The 15,733-nt window shown below is 65.4% G+C and carries 14 protein-coding genes; 8 read left to right on the forward strand and 6 right to left on the reverse strand.

The genetic code is table 11. The features are described 5' to 3' along the window. Positions 1–127 precede the first annotated feature (127 nt). Both ACCC94_RS19810 and cysK read right to left on the reverse strand, forming a co-directional pair. Entirely contained in the window at positions 128–1,222 is a 1,095-nt protein-coding gene (locus ACCC94_RS19810; RefSeq protein WP_413351239.1) for a polyamine ABC transporter substrate-binding protein, read from the reverse strand. Between the two features lie 212 nt (positions 1,223–1,434). After that, positions 1,435–2,409: a cysteine synthase A gene (cysK, locus tag ACCC94_RS19815; RefSeq protein ID WP_413351241.1), complete on the reverse strand. Its 975-nt coding sequence runs from the start codon at positions 2,407–2,409 to the stop codon at positions 1,435–1,437. Between the two features lie 295 nt (positions 2,410–2,704). On the opposite strand from cysK, the gene ACCC94_RS19820 reads away from it, so the two are divergent. The 4 genes from ACCC94_RS19820 (at position 2,705) to ACCC94_RS19835 (ending at position 6,453) form a co-directional block, all read left to right on the forward strand. Next, a complete protein-coding gene (locus ACCC94_RS19820) occupies positions 2,705–3,550 on the forward strand; it encodes an AAA family ATPase (RefSeq protein ID WP_015476360.1) in 846 nt (281 codons plus the stop codon). Between the two features lie 127 nt (positions 3,551–3,677). Continuing rightward, positions 3,678–4,859, forward strand: a complete 1,182-nt coding sequence (locus ACCC94_RS19825) for a vWA domain-containing protein (RefSeq protein ID WP_413351242.1) — start codon at positions 3,678–3,680, stop codon at positions 4,857–4,859. Between the two features lie 224 nt (positions 4,860–5,083). Beyond that, positions 5,084–6,103: an AraC family transcriptional regulator gene (locus tag ACCC94_RS19830; protein ID WP_413351243.1), complete on the forward strand. Its 1,020-nt coding sequence runs from the start codon at positions 5,084–5,086 to the stop codon at positions 6,101–6,103. 134 nt (positions 6,104–6,237) lie between these two features. Continuing rightward, positions 6,238–6,453 carry a DUF3079 domain-containing protein gene (locus ACCC94_RS19835; protein WP_413351244.1) on the forward strand — a complete coding sequence of 72 codons (216 nt, stop codon included), beginning with the start codon at positions 6,238–6,240 and terminating at the stop codon, positions 6,451–6,453. A gap of 77 nt (positions 6,454–6,530) precedes the next feature. On the opposite strand, the gene ACCC94_RS19840 is transcribed toward ACCC94_RS19835, so the two are convergent. From ACCC94_RS19840 to ACCC94_RS19850, 3 genes are all read right to left on the reverse strand, one after another. Next, positions 6,531–7,100, reverse strand: coding sequence for a hypothetical protein (locus ACCC94_RS19840; RefSeq protein WP_413351245.1), 570 nt, complete (start codon positions 7,098–7,100; stop codon positions 6,531–6,533). A gap of 131 nt (positions 7,101–7,231) precedes the next feature. Further along, positions 7,232–8,278, reverse strand: coding sequence for a class I SAM-dependent methyltransferase (locus tag ACCC94_RS19845; protein WP_413351246.1), 1,047 nt, complete (start codon positions 8,276–8,278; stop codon positions 7,232–7,234). A 199-nt stretch (positions 8,279–8,477) separates the two neighbouring features. Next, positions 8,478–10,937 carry a DUF3772 domain-containing protein gene (locus ACCC94_RS19850; protein ID WP_413351248.1) on the reverse strand — a complete coding sequence of 820 codons (2,460 nt, stop codon included), beginning with the start codon at positions 10,935–10,937 and terminating at the stop codon, positions 8,478–8,480. 251 nt (positions 10,938–11,188) lie between these two features. Here ACCC94_RS19850 and ACCC94_RS19855 point away from each other — a divergent pair, with 251 nt between their 5' ends. From ACCC94_RS19855 to ACCC94_RS19870, 4 genes are all read left to right on the forward strand, one after another. Beyond that, positions 11,189–12,229, forward strand: a complete 1,041-nt coding sequence (locus ACCC94_RS19855) for a histone deacetylase family protein (protein ID WP_413351249.1) — start codon at positions 11,189–11,191, stop codon at positions 12,227–12,229. An 87-nt stretch (positions 12,230–12,316) separates the two neighbouring features. Then, on the forward strand, positions 12,317–13,414 hold the full coding sequence (locus ACCC94_RS19860; protein WP_413351250.1) for an extracellular solute-binding protein: 1,098 nt from the start codon (positions 12,317–12,319) through the stop codon (positions 13,412–13,414). A gap of 140 nt (positions 13,415–13,554) precedes the next feature. After that, complete coding sequence (locus ACCC94_RS19865) at positions 13,555–14,490, forward strand: DMT family transporter (RefSeq protein ID WP_413351251.1); 936 nt, start codon at positions 13,555–13,557, stop codon at positions 14,488–14,490. 174 nt (positions 14,491–14,664) lie between these two features. Beyond that, positions 14,665–14,799 (forward strand): PA1414 family protein, encoded by a 135-nt coding sequence (locus tag ACCC94_RS19870; protein ID WP_260403232.1) that lies wholly within the window; start codon positions 14,665–14,667, stop codon positions 14,797–14,799. 74 nt (positions 14,800–14,873) lie between these two features. Here the strand turns inward: ACCC94_RS19870 and ACCC94_RS19875 are convergent, their stop codons facing one another. Beyond that, positions 14,874–15,599 carry an MBL fold metallo-hydrolase gene (locus tag ACCC94_RS19875; protein ID WP_413351253.1) on the reverse strand — a complete coding sequence of 242 codons (726 nt, stop codon included), beginning with the start codon at positions 15,597–15,599 and terminating at the stop codon, positions 14,874–14,876. Positions 15,600–15,733 lie beyond the last annotated feature (134 nt).

A 15,733-nucleotide genomic window follows, 5' to 3' on the forward strand; every position in this document is an offset into this window, starting at 1 on the left:
GGCTCGGATATGTGTAAAACCCACAGTCTATCACGCGCTCTGGGTTGCCCTATAAACCCGGCCCGGTCAAATCCACACAACCCACACCGCGCGGCCGGGGCCGCGCGTTGTCAGGCAAGGGTGACGCTTACTTGCCGGTCTTGATGGTGTTCCAGGTGCGGGTCCGCACGCGGTCGATCTTCATCGGCATGGATTCGAGGGCGAACAGCTTGGCCATCTTTTCCTGCGGCGGGTAGATCGCCGGGTCCGCCTTGATCGCCTTGTCCACCAGCGGGTCGGCGGCCAGGTTGCCGTTGGCGTAGTGCACGTAGTTGCTCACGCCGGCCATCACCTCGGGGCGCAGCAGGTAGTTCATGAAGGCGTAGGCGGCTTTTTCATCCGGCGCGTCGTTGGGCATGGCGACCATGTCGAACCACAGCGGCGAGCCTTCCTTCGGAGTGGAGTACTGGATTTCCACGCCGTTCTTGGCTTCCTTGGCGCGGGTGGCGGCCTGCAGGATGTCGCCGGAGAAGCCGACGGCTACGCAGATCTCGCCGTTGGCCAGGTCGCTGACGTACTTGGAGGAGTGGAAGTAGCGGATGTACGGACGCACCTTGATCAGCGCTTCCTCGGCCTTCTTGTAGTCATCCAGCTTCTGGCTGTGATGCGGCAGGCCCAGGTAGTTCAGGGTGATCGGCAGCAGCTCCGGGCCGTTGTCCAGCACCGCGACGCCGCACTTGGCCAGCTTCTCCATGTACTCGGGCTTGAAGAAGATGTCCCAGGAGTCGATCGGCGCGTTGTCGCCCAGCACTTCCTTGACCTTCGCCGGGTTGTAGCCGATGCCGGTGGTGCCCCACAGGTAGGGGAAACCGTGCTCGTTGCCCGGGTCGTTCACTTCCAGCGCCTTCATCAGCACCGGGTTGAGGTTCTTCCAGTTCGGCAGCTGGCTCTTGTCCAGCTTCTTCAGCGCGCCGGCCTGGATCTGCTTGGCCATGAAGTGGTTCGACGGCACCACGATGTCGTAACCGGATTTGCCGGTCATCAGCTTGCCATCGAGGGTCTCGTTGCTGTCGTAGACGTCATAGGTCGCCTGGATACCGGTTTCCTTGGTGAAGGTCGGCACGGTGTCCGGGGCGATGTAATCGGACCAGTTGTAGATCTTGACGCTGTCGGCCTGGGCGGCGCCGGCGGCAACGGAGAGCGAGAGTGCGAGGGTGGAGAGCAACGGGGCGGAAATTTTCATTCTTGTGTTCCTGACAACGGTGCGGAATGCCCGGGCCATCCGCGAAAGATGGGCGACGCTGTGTCGCGGGGCTGCGCAAGAATTAACCATTTTGCCGGAACATGGCGAGGGGCCATGGCTGCCTGCGGGTCCGCAGACAGCGCACGTGACCTGAGCCGCACCGATTCGGAACGGCAGGTAGGAAACCGCCCCGCGAAGGGGCGGAATAGAGCTTACTGGACCAGTTCCTGGTCCTCGAATACGCCGTCGAAGAGCATGGTGGAGAGGTAGCGCTCGCCCGAGTCCGGCAGCACCACGACTATGGTCTTGCCCTGCATGTTCGGTTCTTCGGCGAGCTTCGCCGCGGCGGCCATGGCGGCGCCGCTGGAAATACCGCAGAGGATGCCTTCCTCCTGCATCAGGCGCAGGGCCATGTTCTTCGCGTCCTCGTCGGCGATGGTGGCGACGCGGTCGACCAGCGACAGGTCGAGGTTCTTCGGCACGAAGCCGGCGCCGATGCCCTGGATCTTGTGCGGGCTGGGCTTGATCTCCTCACCGGCCAGCGCCTGGCTGATCACCGGCGAGGCGACCGGCTCGACAGCCACCGAGAGAATCGGCTTGCCCTTGGTGTTCTTGATGTAGCGCGACACGCCGGTGATGGTGCCACCGGTGCCGACGCCGGCCACCAGCACGTCCACCGCGCCATCTGTGTCGTTCCAGATTTCCGGGCCGGTGGTCTTCTCGTGGATCGCCGGGTTGGCCGGGTTGTCGAACTGCGCCGGCATGAAATATTTCGCCGGGTCGCTGGCGAGGATTTCCTCCGCCTTGGCGATGGCGCCCTTCATGCCCTTGGCCGGCTCGGTCAGCACCAGCTCGGCGCCCAGCGCCTTGAGCACCTTGCGGCGCTCCAGGCTCATGGAGGAGGGCATGGTGAGGATCAGCTTGTAGCCACGGGCCGCGGCGACGAAGGCCAGGCCGATGCCGGTGTTGCCGGAGGTCGGCTCGACGATGCTCATGCCCGGCTTCAGGCGGCCGCTGGACTCGGCATCCCAGATCATGTTGGCGCCGATCCGGCACTTCACCGAGTAGCCGGGGTTGCGCCCTTCGATCTTGGCCAGGATGGTGACGCCGCGCGGGGCGATGCGGTTGATCTGGACCAGCGGTGTATTGCCGATGGACTGCGCGTTGTCTGCGTAGATGCGGCTCATGATGAGAGTCCTTGTCGCTCGAAGGTGATCAGAAAGCCTATTCCCAGCCCGCCTTCCAGTCCAGACGCAGAACCGGCATAAGGATGGGCGCGGCGGCGCCGGTGTCGGGCTCCACTGGGAACTGCAAGCTCACGCAAGAGACCGCGCGTGGCTGGGTTGAGGGTGACCGGGCATTCAGTGACTGAATGCCCGTCCTGCGTTCACAGTCGAGCGCCATGCGCGTTATAGTCGCAGTCTCCCAAACGCACATTTCCGCCCGGGCCTTCCCCGGCCGCTACCGTTCGAGGATTCACCGATGAAGTTCGAAGGCACCCAGTCCTACGTCGCCACCGACGACCTCAAGCTGGCGGTCAACGCCGCCATCACCCTGCAGCGCCCGCTGCTGGTGAAAGGCGAGCCGGGCACCGGCAAGACCATGCTGGCCGAGCAGCTGGCGGAGTCCTTCGGCGCCAAGCTGATCACCTGGCACATCAAGTCCACCACCAAGGCCCACCAGGGCCTCTACGAGTACGACGCGGTCAGCCGCCTGCGCGACTCGCAGCTGGGCGTGGACAAGGTCCACGACGTGCGCAACTACATCAAGAAGGGCAAGCTCTGGGAGGCCTTCGAGGCCGAGGAGCGCGTGATCCTGCTGATCGACGAGATCGACAAGGCCGACATCGAGTTCCCCAACGACCTGTTGCAGGAACTCGACAAGATGGAGTTCTTCGTTTACGAGACCAACGAGACCATCAAGGCCAAACAGCGTCCGATCATCATCATCACCTCCAACAACGAGAAGGAACTGCCGGACGCCTTCCTGCGCCGCTGCTTCTTCCACTACATCGCCTTCCCCGACCGCGAGACCCTGCAGAAGATCGTCGACGTGCACTACCCGAAGATCAGCGGCACGCTGGTCAGCGAGGCGCTGGACATCTTCTTCGACGTACGCAAGGTGCCGGGCCTGAAGAAGAAGCCCTCCACCTCCGAACTGGTGGACTGGCTGAAGCTGCTGATGGCCGACAACATCGGCGAAGCCGTGCTGCGCGAGCGTGACCCCACCAAGGCCATCCCGCCGCTGGCCGGCGCCCTGGTGAAGAACGAGCAGGATGTTCAGCTGCTTGAACGCCTTGCCTTCATGAGCCGCCGCGCTTCGCGCTGAATCTGACTGGCTCTTTGTAGGAGCGAGCTTGCTCGCGAACCTTGCGGACTCGCAAGGAGCTTCGCGAGCAAGGACTAGGCGTCCCCCACGCTCCTACAGGGCATGTGCTCCACGAGAGGATGCAGCCATGCTGCTCAACCTGTTCAACGAAATGCGCGCGGCCAAGGTGCCGGTGTCGGTGCGCGAGCTGCTCGACCTGATCGATGCGCTCAAGCACCGCGTCGTGTTCGCCGACATGGACGAGTTCTATTACCTCGCCCGCACCATCATGGTGAAGGACGAGCGCCATTTCGATAAGTTCGACCGGGCCTTCGGCGCCTACTTCAAGGGCCTGGAAAAGCTCGACGACCATCTCAAGGCGCTGATCCCCGAAGAGTGGCTGCGCAAGGAATTCGAGCGCCTGCTGACCGCCGAGGAACGCGCGCAGATCCAGTCGCTCGGCGGCCTGGACAAGCTCATCGAGGAGTTCAAGAAACGCCTGGAAGAGCAGAAGGAACGCCACGCCGGCGGCAACAAGTGGATCGGCACCGGCGGCACCAGCCCCTTCGGTTCCGGTGGCTTCAACCCCGAGGGCATCCGCGTCGGCGATGCCGGCAAGCGCCAGGGCAAGGCCGCCAAGGTGTGGGATCAGCGCGAGTACAAGAACCTCGACGACCAGGTCGAACTGGGCACGCGCAACATCAAGATCGCCCTGCGCCGCCTGCGCAAGTTCGCCCGCGAGGGGGCGGCGGAAGAGCTGGACATCGATGGCACCATCGACCACACCGCCAAGGATGCCGGGCTGCTCAACATCCAGATGCGCCCCGAGCGTCGCAACACCGTGAAGCTCCTGCTGCTGCTGGATATCGGCGGCTCGATGGACGCCCACGTGAAGGTCTGCGAGGAGCTGTTCTCGGCCTGCAAGACCGAGTTCAAGCACCTGGAGTACTTCTACTTCCACAACTTCATCTACGAGTCGGTGTGGAAGAACAACCTGCGCCGCTCCAGCGAGCGCACCGCGACCTTCGACCTGCTGCATAAATACGGGCCGGACTACAAGGTGGTGTTCGTCGGCGATGCCGCCATGGCGCCCTACGAGATCACCCAGGCCGGCGGCAGCGTCGAGCACTGGAACGAGGAGGCCGGCTACGTCTGGATGCAGCGCTTCATGGAGAAGTACAAGAAGCTCATCTGGATCAACCCCTATCCGAAGGACACCTGGAACTACACCGCGTCCACCGGCCTGGTGCGCGAGCTGGTGAAGGAGCAGATGTTCCCGCTGACCCTGAGCGGCCTGGAAGAGGGCATGCGTTTCCTCTCCCGCGGTTGATCTTTGCCGTGGTTGAGCGCCAGGACGGTGCAATCGCACTGTCCCGGTGTCCGCAAAGGTAACCTCGGCGCATGGCGGCACAGCTCCCGCCATGCGTCGCGGCCCCGCCCCGCAGGGATCGATACGGCCATGCAAGGTGGCCGGCACGCAACTTGCCTGCCCCTGACCTGCGCCTGTCGCGGTAACATCCGGTGGCGCGCCGTAGCGTCTACGATGGGCATCGAATGAATCCTCTGACCTTCTCCCGCTCCACCTGGCTCAACTCCCTGCACATGACCTCGCTGACCGTCGCGCTGATGGAGTCGGAGGGGCACAGCCGCGAGGCCATCCTCGAAGGCAGCGGCATCACCGGCGATGACCTGCTCGACCTGCGCCGGCTGGTCAGCCCCTGGCAGGAGCAGCAGGTCTTCGCCAACGTGCAGAACCTTGCCGGCGAACCCGCCCTGGGCCTGCGCCTGGGGGTACGCACGCGCATCACCGCCTACGGCTTGCTGGGCTACGCGCTGATCTCCGCGCCGACCCTTGGCGAGGCGCTGCGCATTGGCCTGAGCTACCCGGTGCTGCTGGGCACCTACTTCCACCTGGCGCTGGAGGTGGACGGCGACATGGCCTGGCTGGTCGCCACCGGCTACGGCGAGGAAGAGGCGATGCGCCCGTTCAACACCGAGCTGTGCCTCGGTTCGCTGAAGGTGGCCTGTGCTGACCTGCTCGGCCAGCCGCTACCGCTGGTGCGCGCAGAATTCGACTACGTAGGCCCGGCGGAGCGACGTGCCGCCTACGCCACGCTGTTCGGCTGCCAGCTGGACTTCGACTGCGCGCGCAGCGCCATCGGTTTCCCCGCCAGTTGGCTGGACATGCGCCTGCCGCTGGCCGACGCCGTGACCCACCGCGAAATGCTCGAACAGTGCCGCCGGCAGAACATCGACCTGGCCGCGCGTCGTGCCTGGCTGGACAAGGTCCGCGCGATTCTCGGTGAACGCCTGCAGGAACCGCCGGGGCTGGAAGAGCTGGCGCGCCGGCTGAACTGCTCCTCGCGCAGCCTGCGTCGCCACCTGCAACAGCAGCAGACCAGCTACCAGCAACTGCTCGACGAACTGCGCTTCGCCCGCGCCAAGGAACTGCTGCAGGACGGCGACATGCCGATCTACCGCATAGCCGAGGAACTGGGCTTCAGCGAGACCGCCAGCCTGCGTCACGCCTTCCAGCGCTGGAGCGGCCAGCCGCCGAGCCACTTCCGAGCGTAACGAGCGGTGCATAAAGGGCCGTGCGTGAAGGACCGCGCCTGAAATTTCTGTCGGAATTGTCATGGATCAAGAAGCCCGGAGAGTCGCCGGGCATAGCCTTGAGCGATCCCACAAGGAAGCCCGAGGGCCTGACCATGGCCAAGAAATTTCCGCTCAACCCGCCGCACCCCGAGCGCATCTGCTGGGGTTGCGACCGTTATTGCCCGGCGACCAACCTGGCCTGCGGCAACGGCGCGGATCGCACCATGCACCCGGCCGAGATGCTCGGGGATGACTGGTACCAGTTCGGCGACTGGGGTATCGAGGCGCCCAACACGATTTCCGCGGTGCAGCTGGAGCCAGCCGGCTAGCATTCTCCCGCGCCCTTGCGGCGCCGGAAAAAGACGAAAGCGCGCACTCCCTCCCCGGAGTGCGCGCTTTTGCGTCATCAGCCCTTGTTCGGGGTAATGCCGTAGATCTTCTGGAAGCGGGCGATCAGGGCGTCCGGCTTCTTCTCTTCCTTCTGCATCAGGTACACCACGCGCTCGCCGTTGGGGCCGCTGGCGATTTCGGTGTGGCGGAAGATCGGCTCGCCCAGGCCGTTCATGTCGACCATGTCGCCGTAGCGCTGGGCCACGTAGATCACGCCGTCCTGGCGGATTTCGCCGTAGAAGCCGGCGGCCGGCGGCAGGCTCTGCTTGAGGAACTGGTAACCGGCGATCTTCTTCACGTCCTTGCCCTGATCCTCGGCTCGCACGACCAGCACGATGTCCTGGCCGAACTTGTCCTTCTCGCCGACTTCCCTGGTGTACGCGGTCTTGCCGGTCACCAGGTAGTCGCGGTAGACGGTGGCGTCATCGAACACGTAGAGGGTGGACTCGGTACGTACCAGGTACCAGTCGTCGTTGTTGGGCGTGGCTTCCTTGCTGGCGACCTGCTGTTGGCCGGCGCAGCCGGCGAGGGCGGCGACGAGCAGGGCGAGGGATGCAGTTTTGTGGGCAGTCTTCTTGTTGAACATCTCGGGGGCTTCCCTGGTTGAAAGCCTGCGAGTTTCAACGGGCCACATAACCGATTGATGACGGCGAAATGACGAATTGTTTCCAGGCTGCAGCGCCCGGATACCGGACGCTGTAGCCGATCAGGCCGCCATCACGGGCGGGCTTCGAGGATCAGGTTGAACGGCGTTTCTGCCGCGCGGCGGAAGCGGCTGAAACCGGCCTCCTCGAACACCTTGCGCAGGCGCGCTTCGCCGGCCTGGGCGCCAAGTCCCAGCCCGACTTCCTGGGACAGCGAGTTCGGTGTGCAGATGAAGGTCGAGGCGGCGTAGAACAGTCGCCCCACCGGGTTCTGGTTGTCGTCCAGCCGGTCATTGGCGAAGGGCTCCACCAGCAGCACCGTGCCATCCGCCTTGAGTGCCTGGCGCGCGTGCTGCGCGGCGCCCACCGGGTCGCCCATGTCGTGCAGGCAGTCGAAGAAGCAGATCAGGTCGTAGTCGGTGCCGGGGTAGTCCTTGGCGCTGGCGCGCTGGAAACTGGCGCGTCCGGCGACCTCGGCCTGGTCGGCGCGCTGGTTGGCCACGTCGATGGACGGCTGGTGGTAGTCGAAGCCGACGAAGTTCGACGCCGGGAAGGACTGCGCCATGACGATGGTGGAGGCGCCGTGGCCGCAACCGACGTCGGCGACTCGAGCACCGCGTTCGAGCTTGTCGACCACCTCGTCCAGCGCCGGCAGCCACTCCGCGACCAGGTGCGCGCGATAGCCGGGGCGGAAGAACTTCTCGGTGCCGGAGAACATGCAGGGGTGGTGGTCGCCCCAGGCCAGGCCGCCGTCGCCGCGCATGGCGGCGACCAGCTTGTCCTTGTCGTGGTAGAGCGCGGCGACCACCGAGGCGCCGCCGGCGACGTAGACTGGCGAGTCCTCGATGGCCAGCGCCATGGCCTGTTCCTCGGGCAGGCGGAAGTTGCCGTCCTGGTGCTCCATGTAGCCGGAGGCGGCGTGGGCGCTTAGCCATTCGCGCAGCAGGCGGGCATTGCAGCCGCTGCGTTCGGCCAGTTGCGCCGGGCTGAGCCATTGGCCGTCGGCCATGGCTTTGTAGAGGCCGAGCTCTTCGCCCAGGATGATATTGGCGAGCATCGCCGCGCCGCCCATGTCGGTGACCAGCTTGCCCATGAATTCGTTGAGTCTGGCTTCGTCCATCGCGCGATCTCCCGTACGCAGCCGCGGGGAGGCCCGGCGGCAACCGAGGAAGGAAGGCGGCAGGCGGCGGTGCCGGGTGCCGCGACGGGCGCCGGCCAACGGCGGGCACGGGACGCTGCGGGCGCAACGGAATCTCCCGAGCGGGACTGTTGCGCAGAGGCCGGCGAGGCGGCTGCCCCGCCGGCGTAACCCCTTCATTCTACGGCGACGGATTCGGCCCGGTGTCGTCGCCGACTTGCGGTGCTGCCGCCTCGTCGACAGGCTCCGCGCGCACCATTTGTGGCCGCTGCAGGATCAGGTTCTGCGGCGTGCTCAGGCTGATGCCGGCCTCGCGCAGGCCGCTGAAGATGGTGAACAGCAGGTCGCTCTTGGTCGAATAGACCGCGCGCGGGCTGCTGACGTTGCCGGACGCCGCCAGCGTCAGGCCGGTGGCGCTGAGGTCCTTGAAGGACACCGAGGGAGCCGGCGTCTCCACTATGTTCTCGTGCTCGCTGTAGGCCTTGAGCATCAGCTCGCGGACCTTCTGCACGTCGGTGTCCAGCGGCAGGGTGAGGTTGATGCCGACCACCCCCAGGGCGCTGCCCATGGTCACGTTGCGCACGTTCTGCGAGATGAACTGGGAGTTCGGCACTATCACCGTGGACTGGTCGGACATCTGGATTTCCGTGGCGCGCACGTTGATCCGCCGGATATCGCCCTCCACGCCGCCGGTCAGGCTGACCCAGTCGCCGACCTTCACCGGGCGCTCGGTGAGCAGGATCAGCCCGGAAATGAAGTTCTGCACGATGGCCTGCAGGCCGAAACCGATACCCACCGACAGGGCGCTGACCACCCAGGTCAGGCTGGTGAGGTTGATGCGCAGCGCCGAGAGCACCAGCAGCACCAGGATGACCATGCCGATGTAGCCCACCAGCGTCACCAGCGAGGCGCGCATGCCCACGTCCATGCGGGTTTCGGGCAGCAATTCGTCGGCCAGCCAGCGCTTGAGCAGGCGCAGGCCGAACAGGCCGGCGGCGAGGGTGCCCAGCGCCAGCAGGATGTCCTGCGGGACGATGTTCAGGCGGCCCAGCGACTGGCCGCTTTCCACCAGTTGCACCAGTCCCTGGAGCAGTTCGCCGGGGCTGGTGCCGGAGGTCGAGAAGGCGATCAGCAGCGTGGACAGCACCAGCAGCGTGCGCCCTGCGCCGGTCAGCAGCGTGGCGAACTGTGCCTGGTGGCGTGGATCGACGCCAAGGTTCTCCGCCAGCCGTTCACCGATGGGCTGGCGCGGTGATAGCAGCACTTCGCAGAGGTCGACGAACAGCGTGGTCAGCAGGTAGCCGGTGGCGCACACCACGCTGGCCCAGAGCAGCTTGCCGGCGAAGAAGTAGGCCAGCGACAGGTAGCCGGTGACCAGCGCCAGGACGATCAGCAGGACGGTGACCAGCATCGCCAGCACGAGGATGCCGGCCAGCGCCGAGGTCTCGTGGCCCTCGGCCTCGCGGCGCGCCCGGCGGTAGCGATACAGCGCGATACCGTACAGCAGGGCGGTCGCCAGGGCGGTGATACCGTTGACCGCCACGGTCAAGGCGAGGCTGGCGCCGCTGGCGCTGTTGACACGATCCAGGGTGCCCAGCACCAGCAGCAGCCAGGCCATCAGCCAGGGGAAGGGGGAGAGGGCGCTCGCCACCGGATCGGGCAGGTCGGGCAGGCGCCAGGACGGCCGTTGTACGGCCAGCAGTGCGCGCCCCAGGCCGGCCGTGAAGGTGCAGAAGATCACCAGCGAGAGCAATTGATCGCCCAGGTTGGCCATGTTGCCGCTGAGCTGGCCGTGCCAGTTCATGCCCTCGTGGATCAGCGTGGCGCCACCGCCCAGGGTCAGGATGGTGGCCAGGCCGACCGCTACCGCCAGGGCGCTGCGGCGCAGCCGGCCGACCGGAATCCAGCGGATCATCGCCTTGGTCAGCAGTTGCTCCAGCAGACGCCGGCCGGGAACCCACAGCAGCACGGCAACCACCAGGCTGGCGATGAAGGGCGAGCGATGCGCGGGTTGCCAGGTGGTGGCGAAGGCTTCGCCAAACTGCGCACGCATTGACTGCAGGCGCGTCAGGTCATCGTCGGTGGGGCGGATCAGGGTCGACCAGAAGCGTGGACTCAGGGGCGGCGGGTAGCGCGTGGCGATCTGCGAGTTGAACTGGCTGCGGCGCAGGTTGACGATCTGCGCGGCGAGGTCCTGGGAAGTCTTGTCCAGCTGGTTGGCGCGCTCCAGTTGCTTCTGCAGGTCCTTCTGGGCGTCCGTCAGGTCGTTGCGCTGCCGGGTCAGGCTGTCGGCCTCGTTCGGGGTGACCGGGCCGAGCACCTTGAGCTGGTCCTCGGTGCGCGACAGGGCCGTGGCAATGTCGGTGGCGTTCTGTTCCGCGCGGGCCTGTACGGCCAGCGCGGACTGCCGCAGGTTCGACAGCAGGCCGTCGTCGCTGTCGGCGGAGACGCGCTGGCGGATCAGTTCGAGGCGGGCGCTGAGCTGGTCGACGCCTGCGTCCTCGGGCAGCTCGGGCAGTTGAATGGAATCGCCGGCCTGGACGTCGGTCGGCTCGTCCGCCAGCACGGCGCCGCTGCCGGCCAGCGCCATGGTCAGCATCAGCAGCGCCCGGCTGCAGGCGCGTACGAAGGTTTCCCGCATCTTCCCCCATCCTGTGGTCAAACCGCTTGATGATGTTCGACCGGCCCTGGGCCGGGACAATTCCCTGAGCATAGCGCCGCTGCATTTGTTCTTTACCGGCAGAATCGGCAGCAGCGAATATGCAGATGGTTAAAGGTCATAAATTCTGGCCATATTGATCCCCTTTTGGCCGCTTCCGCTGTTCTGTGCGGCACGGCTGCTGGGCAGAATTCCCGTCACCGGACAACAAGAATCCTTCAGAGGGTACTCCCATGCTTACCGTGTACAGCGATGATCACCGCCTGCATTTCGGCCAGTCCGAACTGGTCGACGGCAAACTCCAGCCCTGCTTCGAGATGCCCAGCCGCGCGGACACCGTGCTGGCCCGCGTGAAGTCGCAGAACCTGGGCGAGATCATCGCCCCCCAGGACTTCGGCATGCAGCCGATCCTGCGCGCACACAACACCCGTTACGTCGAATTCCTCAAGGGTGCCTGGGCCCGCTGGGCAGCAGAAGGCCACACCGGCGACCTGGTTTCCACCACCTTCCCGGGCCGCCGCCTGCTCCGTGACGGCCCCATCCCGACTGCACTGATGGGCGAGCTGGGCCACTACAGCTTCGACACCGAGGCGCCGATCACCGCCGGCACCTGGCAGGCCGTGTACAGCTCGGCACAGGTCGCGCTGACCGCCCAGGACCACATGCGCCAGGGTGCCAACATGGCCTTCGGCCTGTGCCGTCCGCCGGGTCACCACGCCGGCAGCGACTTCATGGGCGGCTACTGCTTCCTCAACAATGCCGCCATCGTCAGCCAGGCGTTCCTCGACCAGGGCGCCAAGCGCGTGGCCATCCTCGACGTGGACTACCACCACGGCAACGGCACCCAGGACATCTTCTACCGCCGCAACGACGTGCTGTTCGCCTCGATCCATGGCGACCCGCTGGTGGAATACCCGTACTTCCTCGGCCACGCCGACGAGCACGGCGAAGGCGCCGGTGAAGGCTACAACCACAACTACCCGCTGGCCCACGGCACCGGCTGGGACGGCTGGTCCGCCGCGCTGGACGACGCCTGCAGGAAGATTTCCGCCTACGCGCCGGACGCGGTGGTTGTCTCCCTGGGCGTGGATACTTACAAGGACGACCCGATTTCGCAGTTCAAGCTGGACAGCCCGGACTACCTGAAGATGGGCGCGCGCATCGCCGCCATGGGTATTCCGACCCTGTTCATCATGGAAGGCGGTTACGCGGTGGAGGCCATCGGCGTCAACGCGGTGAACGTGCTGCAGGGCTACGAAGGCGCTGCACGCTGACAAGACGAATCGGGCGGATGAGAATCCGCCCGATTGCTTTTCATTGCTCGCAACCTTTTGCGCGAGCGCATCCAGCTGGGGAAGGACATGAACAAGAAAACCGCGCTGCGCGGCCTGCTCGCCGCCGCCACCCTCGTCACGGCCAGCGTTGCCAGCGCTGAACCGCAAGTGCGCATCTACAACTGGTTCGACTATATCGGCCCGGACACCCTCAAGGGTTTCCAGGGCGAGACCGGCATCAAGCCGCAATACGACGTCTACGACAGCAACGAAGTGCTGGAGGCCAAGCTGCTATCCGGGCACTCGGGCTATGACGTGGTCGTGCCCAGCGACAGCTTCCTCCCCAACTACCTCAAGGCCGGCGTGTTCCAGCCGCTGGACAAGAGCAAGCTGCCGAACTGGAATAATCTCAACCCGGCACTGCTCAAGGTGCTGGAGAGCAAGGACCCGGGCAACCAGTACGTGATGCCGTACATGTGGGGCACCAACGGCATCGCCTACAACGTCGACAAGGTCAAGGCGGTGCTCGGCGACAACGCGCCGGTGGACTCCTGGGACCTGGTGTTCAAGCCGGAAAACCTCGCCAGGCTCAAATCCTGTGGCGTGGCCTTCCTCGACTCGCCCACCGAGGTGATCCCGCAGGTCCTGCATTACCTGGGCCTGTCGCCCAACAGCCGCAACCCGGACGATTACAGGAAGGCCGAGGAACTGCTGGCCAAGCTGCGCCCGAACATCACCTATTTCAGCTCCTCGAAGTTCGTCACCGACCTCGCCAACGGCGACGTCTGCGTGGCCCTGGCCTGGTCCGGCGGCGCGATGCAGGCGGCCAACCGCGCCAAGGAGGCGGGCAACGGCATCCACATCGAGTACCGCATTCCCAAGGAAGGCGCCGCCGCGTGGTTCGACGTGCTGGCGATTCCGAAGGATGCGAGGAATGTCGAGCAGGCGCACGCCTTCCTCAACTACCTGCTGCGCCCGGAAGTGGTCGCGCCGATCTCCGACTACGTCGCCTACGCCAACCCCAACCAGGCGGCGGATGGGCTGATCTCCAAAGAGCTGCACGACAACCCGAACGTCTACCCGCCGGCGGACGTGCAGGCCAGGCTGTTCTCGGTGGAAATGCTGCCGCCCAAGCTTGAGCGCATCCGTACCCGCACCTGGACCCAGGTGAAATCCGGGAAATAATGTCGCTGGCGGCTGGCTGAAGAGCGGATTTCCGTTGGCGGCCGGCTGGCGCGAACTGGCATGATCGGCGGACTTTCCTCGAGGAAGTCCGCCGATTGTCCTTTGGGCTTCCCGCTTTTCTTCAACTGCCGAGCCTTGCCATGAACTCCCAAGCCAACATCGAGCGCAAGGGCGCCGACGCCTTCGCCATTCAGGTCATGACCGGCCTGTGCGTCATCTGGGGTATCCAGCAAGTGGTGGTGAAGCTGGCCGCGCCGGACATCGCGCCGATCATGCAGGCCTTCGGGCGCAACCTGGTGGCTGCCGTGGTCGTGGGGCTGCTGATGTGCTGGCGCGGCGGCTGGGAAGGCTTCCTGCGCCAGGGCACGCTCAAGGGTGGGCTGCTGGCCGGCGTGCTGTTCGCCGCCGAGTTCTTCTTCATCGCCCAGGGGCTGGTCTATACGTCGGCCTCGCACATGGCGGTGTTCATCTATACGGCGCCGATCTTCTCGGCGCTGGCGCTGCATTTCCTGCTGCCCAGCGAGCGCCTGCGGCCGTTGCAATGGCTGGGGATCGGCGTGTGCTTTGCAGGAATCGCCCTGTGTTTCGGTGGGGGCTTCGACCTGGCGAACATGGATAGCCGCATGCTGCTGGGCGACGCTTTCGGTGTACTGGCCGGGTTCTCCTGGGGCATGACCACGGTGGCGGTGCGCACCACGCGGCTGTCCGAGGCTAAGCCGATCCTGACGCTGTTCTATCAACTGCTGACCGCCGCCCTGTTGCTCCCCTTCGCCGCGCTGGCGCTGGGCAAGACCCAGGACGTGAACTTCACCGCCATCGGCGTGGGCAGCGTGCTGTTCCAGGGGCTGGTGGTGTCCTTCTTCAGCTACTTCACCTGGTTCTGGCTGCTGCGTCGTTACCTGGCGTCTAACCTGGCGGTGTTTTCCTTCATGACGCCGATGTTCGGCATCGCCTTCGGCGTGCTTATCCTCGGCGAGCCGCTGACCCTGAATTTCGTCGCGGGCGCCGTGCTGGTGCTGGCGGGCATCACCCTGGTGAGCAGCGAACAGTGGATCCGGCGGATGTTGCGCCGCTGATGGAGATATGCCGCTCGCTTGATTCAGGTCAGGCGTCGCGGCGAAGCAAGGCGATAGTCTTTGTTTCAAGGAGTGAGTGGCACGGGCGGAGAGTGGGACGCCGGGCTATTCTTCCTAGGGCGGCCCATGGTGGTAACGGGCCGCCCGACCTGAATTCGAACGAGGAGGCACTCCATGAAAGTCTGGCTGCAAAGCATTGCGTGGAAACTCGGTGTCACGCTCGGCCTGATCGAGCCTCCACGTCTGCAACCCATCCCCATCCGCAGCGACGAGCAACGTCGCCTGATGGAACAGCGCCGGCGCTACTGATAACGCCCGCGCCAAGCGCAAAAGGAAAACCCGCCAGCTGGCGGGTTTTTTCTTTGTTCTCCACGGATGGCCCGTCATTCGTGGGCCTTGAACCAGTCGTCGATCATCGTTTTCAGCTTTTTCCCGGAGAAGCTCGCGAAGTGCCCGCCGTGCACGGTGCGCACCGGCAGCTCGCGCAGGCGCGCCAGGCTTGCGGCGTAGTCGTCGAGGTTGGAGTGGTAGGCATCCTCGATCAGCGGGCCGTCGTAGATGATATCGCCGGAGAACAATGTCTGCGTCTTTTCTTCCCATAGGCTGATGCCACCCGGCGAATGGCCGGGCGTGTGCAGCACCTGCAGGATGCGGTCGCCCAGATCGAGCACGTCGCCTTCGTCGATGGTGCGGGTCGCCGGCGCGGCCTTGACGCGGTATTCGGCGTAGCACAGCGGGCAGTCCGGGTGCGCGTCGAACATCTCGTCGTCAACGAAGGCGGTCGCCAGGGTGCGCTCGCCATCGGGGCTGGCGAGGATATCGGCTTCGGCCGGGTGCACCAGGCGCTCGTCGAACTCGTGGTGGCCGGCGATGTGGTCGAAATGGGTGTGGCTGGCCACGGCCAGCAGCGGCCGTTCGGTGAGCCAGGGCAGTTGCTCGCGCAGACTGACCAGCCCGGAGCCGCTGTCCACCAGAACGTCGCGCTCGCGTCCCTGGATATGCCACAGGTTGCAGCGGTAGAAGGGGCGCACGTAGGGCTCGTGGATCAGGCTGACGCCGTCGTAGCAGTGACGGACCTCGAACCAGCGGTCGCGGGTGACGATTTTCATCTGTCGGGTTCCGGATATGGGTGTGGGAGCGCAGCGCCGCGTGCTCTTCGTAGGAGCGGGGGGGGGGGGGGGGCGGAAAACACCCGGGGGGGGGGGGGGGGGAGGGCGCGCGCGCGGAGGCGGGGGGGGGGGGG

It is taken from the genome of Pseudomonas sp. Pseusp97, assembly GCF_047304025.1.
Lineage (GTDB): Bacteria > Pseudomonadota > Gammaproteobacteria > Pseudomonadales > Pseudomonadaceae > Pseudomonas.

Coding starts and splice junctions, on each gene's coding strand:
- ACCC94_RS19810 (WP_413351239.1), bottom strand. CDS start 1,222: ATGAAAATTTCCGCCCCGTTGCTCTCCACCCTCGCACTCTCGCTCTCC.
- cysK (WP_413351241.1), bottom strand. CDS start 2,409: ATGAGCCGCATCTACGCAGACAACGCGCAGTCCATCGGCAATACACCG.
- ACCC94_RS19820 (WP_015476360.1), top strand. CDS start 2,705: ATGAAGTTCGAAGGCACCCAGTCCTACGTCGCCACCGACGACCTCAAG.
- ACCC94_RS19825 (WP_413351242.1), top strand. CDS start 3,678: ATGCTGCTCAACCTGTTCAACGAAATGCGCGCGGCCAAGGTGCCGGTG.
- ACCC94_RS19830 (WP_413351243.1), top strand. CDS start 5,084: ATGAATCCTCTGACCTTCTCCCGCTCCACCTGGCTCAACTCCCTGCAC.
- ACCC94_RS19835 (WP_413351244.1), top strand. CDS start 6,238: ATGGCCAAGAAATTTCCGCTCAACCCGCCGCACCCCGAGCGCATCTGC.
- ACCC94_RS19840 (WP_413351245.1), bottom strand. CDS start 7,100: ATGTTCAACAAGAAGACTGCCCACAAAACTGCATCCCTCGCCCTGCTC.
- ACCC94_RS19845 (WP_413351246.1), bottom strand. CDS start 8,278: ATGGACGAAGCCAGACTCAACGAATTCATGGGCAAGCTGGTCACCGAC.
- ACCC94_RS19850 (WP_413351248.1), bottom strand. CDS start 10,937: ATGCGGGAAACCTTCGTACGCGCCTGCAGCCGGGCGCTGCTGATGCTG.
- ACCC94_RS19855 (WP_413351249.1), top strand. CDS start 11,189: ATGCTTACCGTGTACAGCGATGATCACCGCCTGCATTTCGGCCAGTCC.
- ACCC94_RS19860 (WP_413351250.1), top strand. CDS start 12,317: ATGAACAAGAAAACCGCGCTGCGCGGCCTGCTCGCCGCCGCCACCCTC.
- ACCC94_RS19865 (WP_413351251.1), top strand. CDS start 13,555: ATGAACTCCCAAGCCAACATCGAGCGCAAGGGCGCCGACGCCTTCGCC.
- ACCC94_RS19870 (WP_260403232.1), top strand. CDS start 14,665: ATGAAAGTCTGGCTGCAAAGCATTGCGTGGAAACTCGGTGTCACGCTC.
- ACCC94_RS19875 (WP_413351253.1), bottom strand. CDS start 15,599: ATGAAAATCGTCACCCGCGACCGCTGGTTCGAGGTCCGTCACTGCTAC.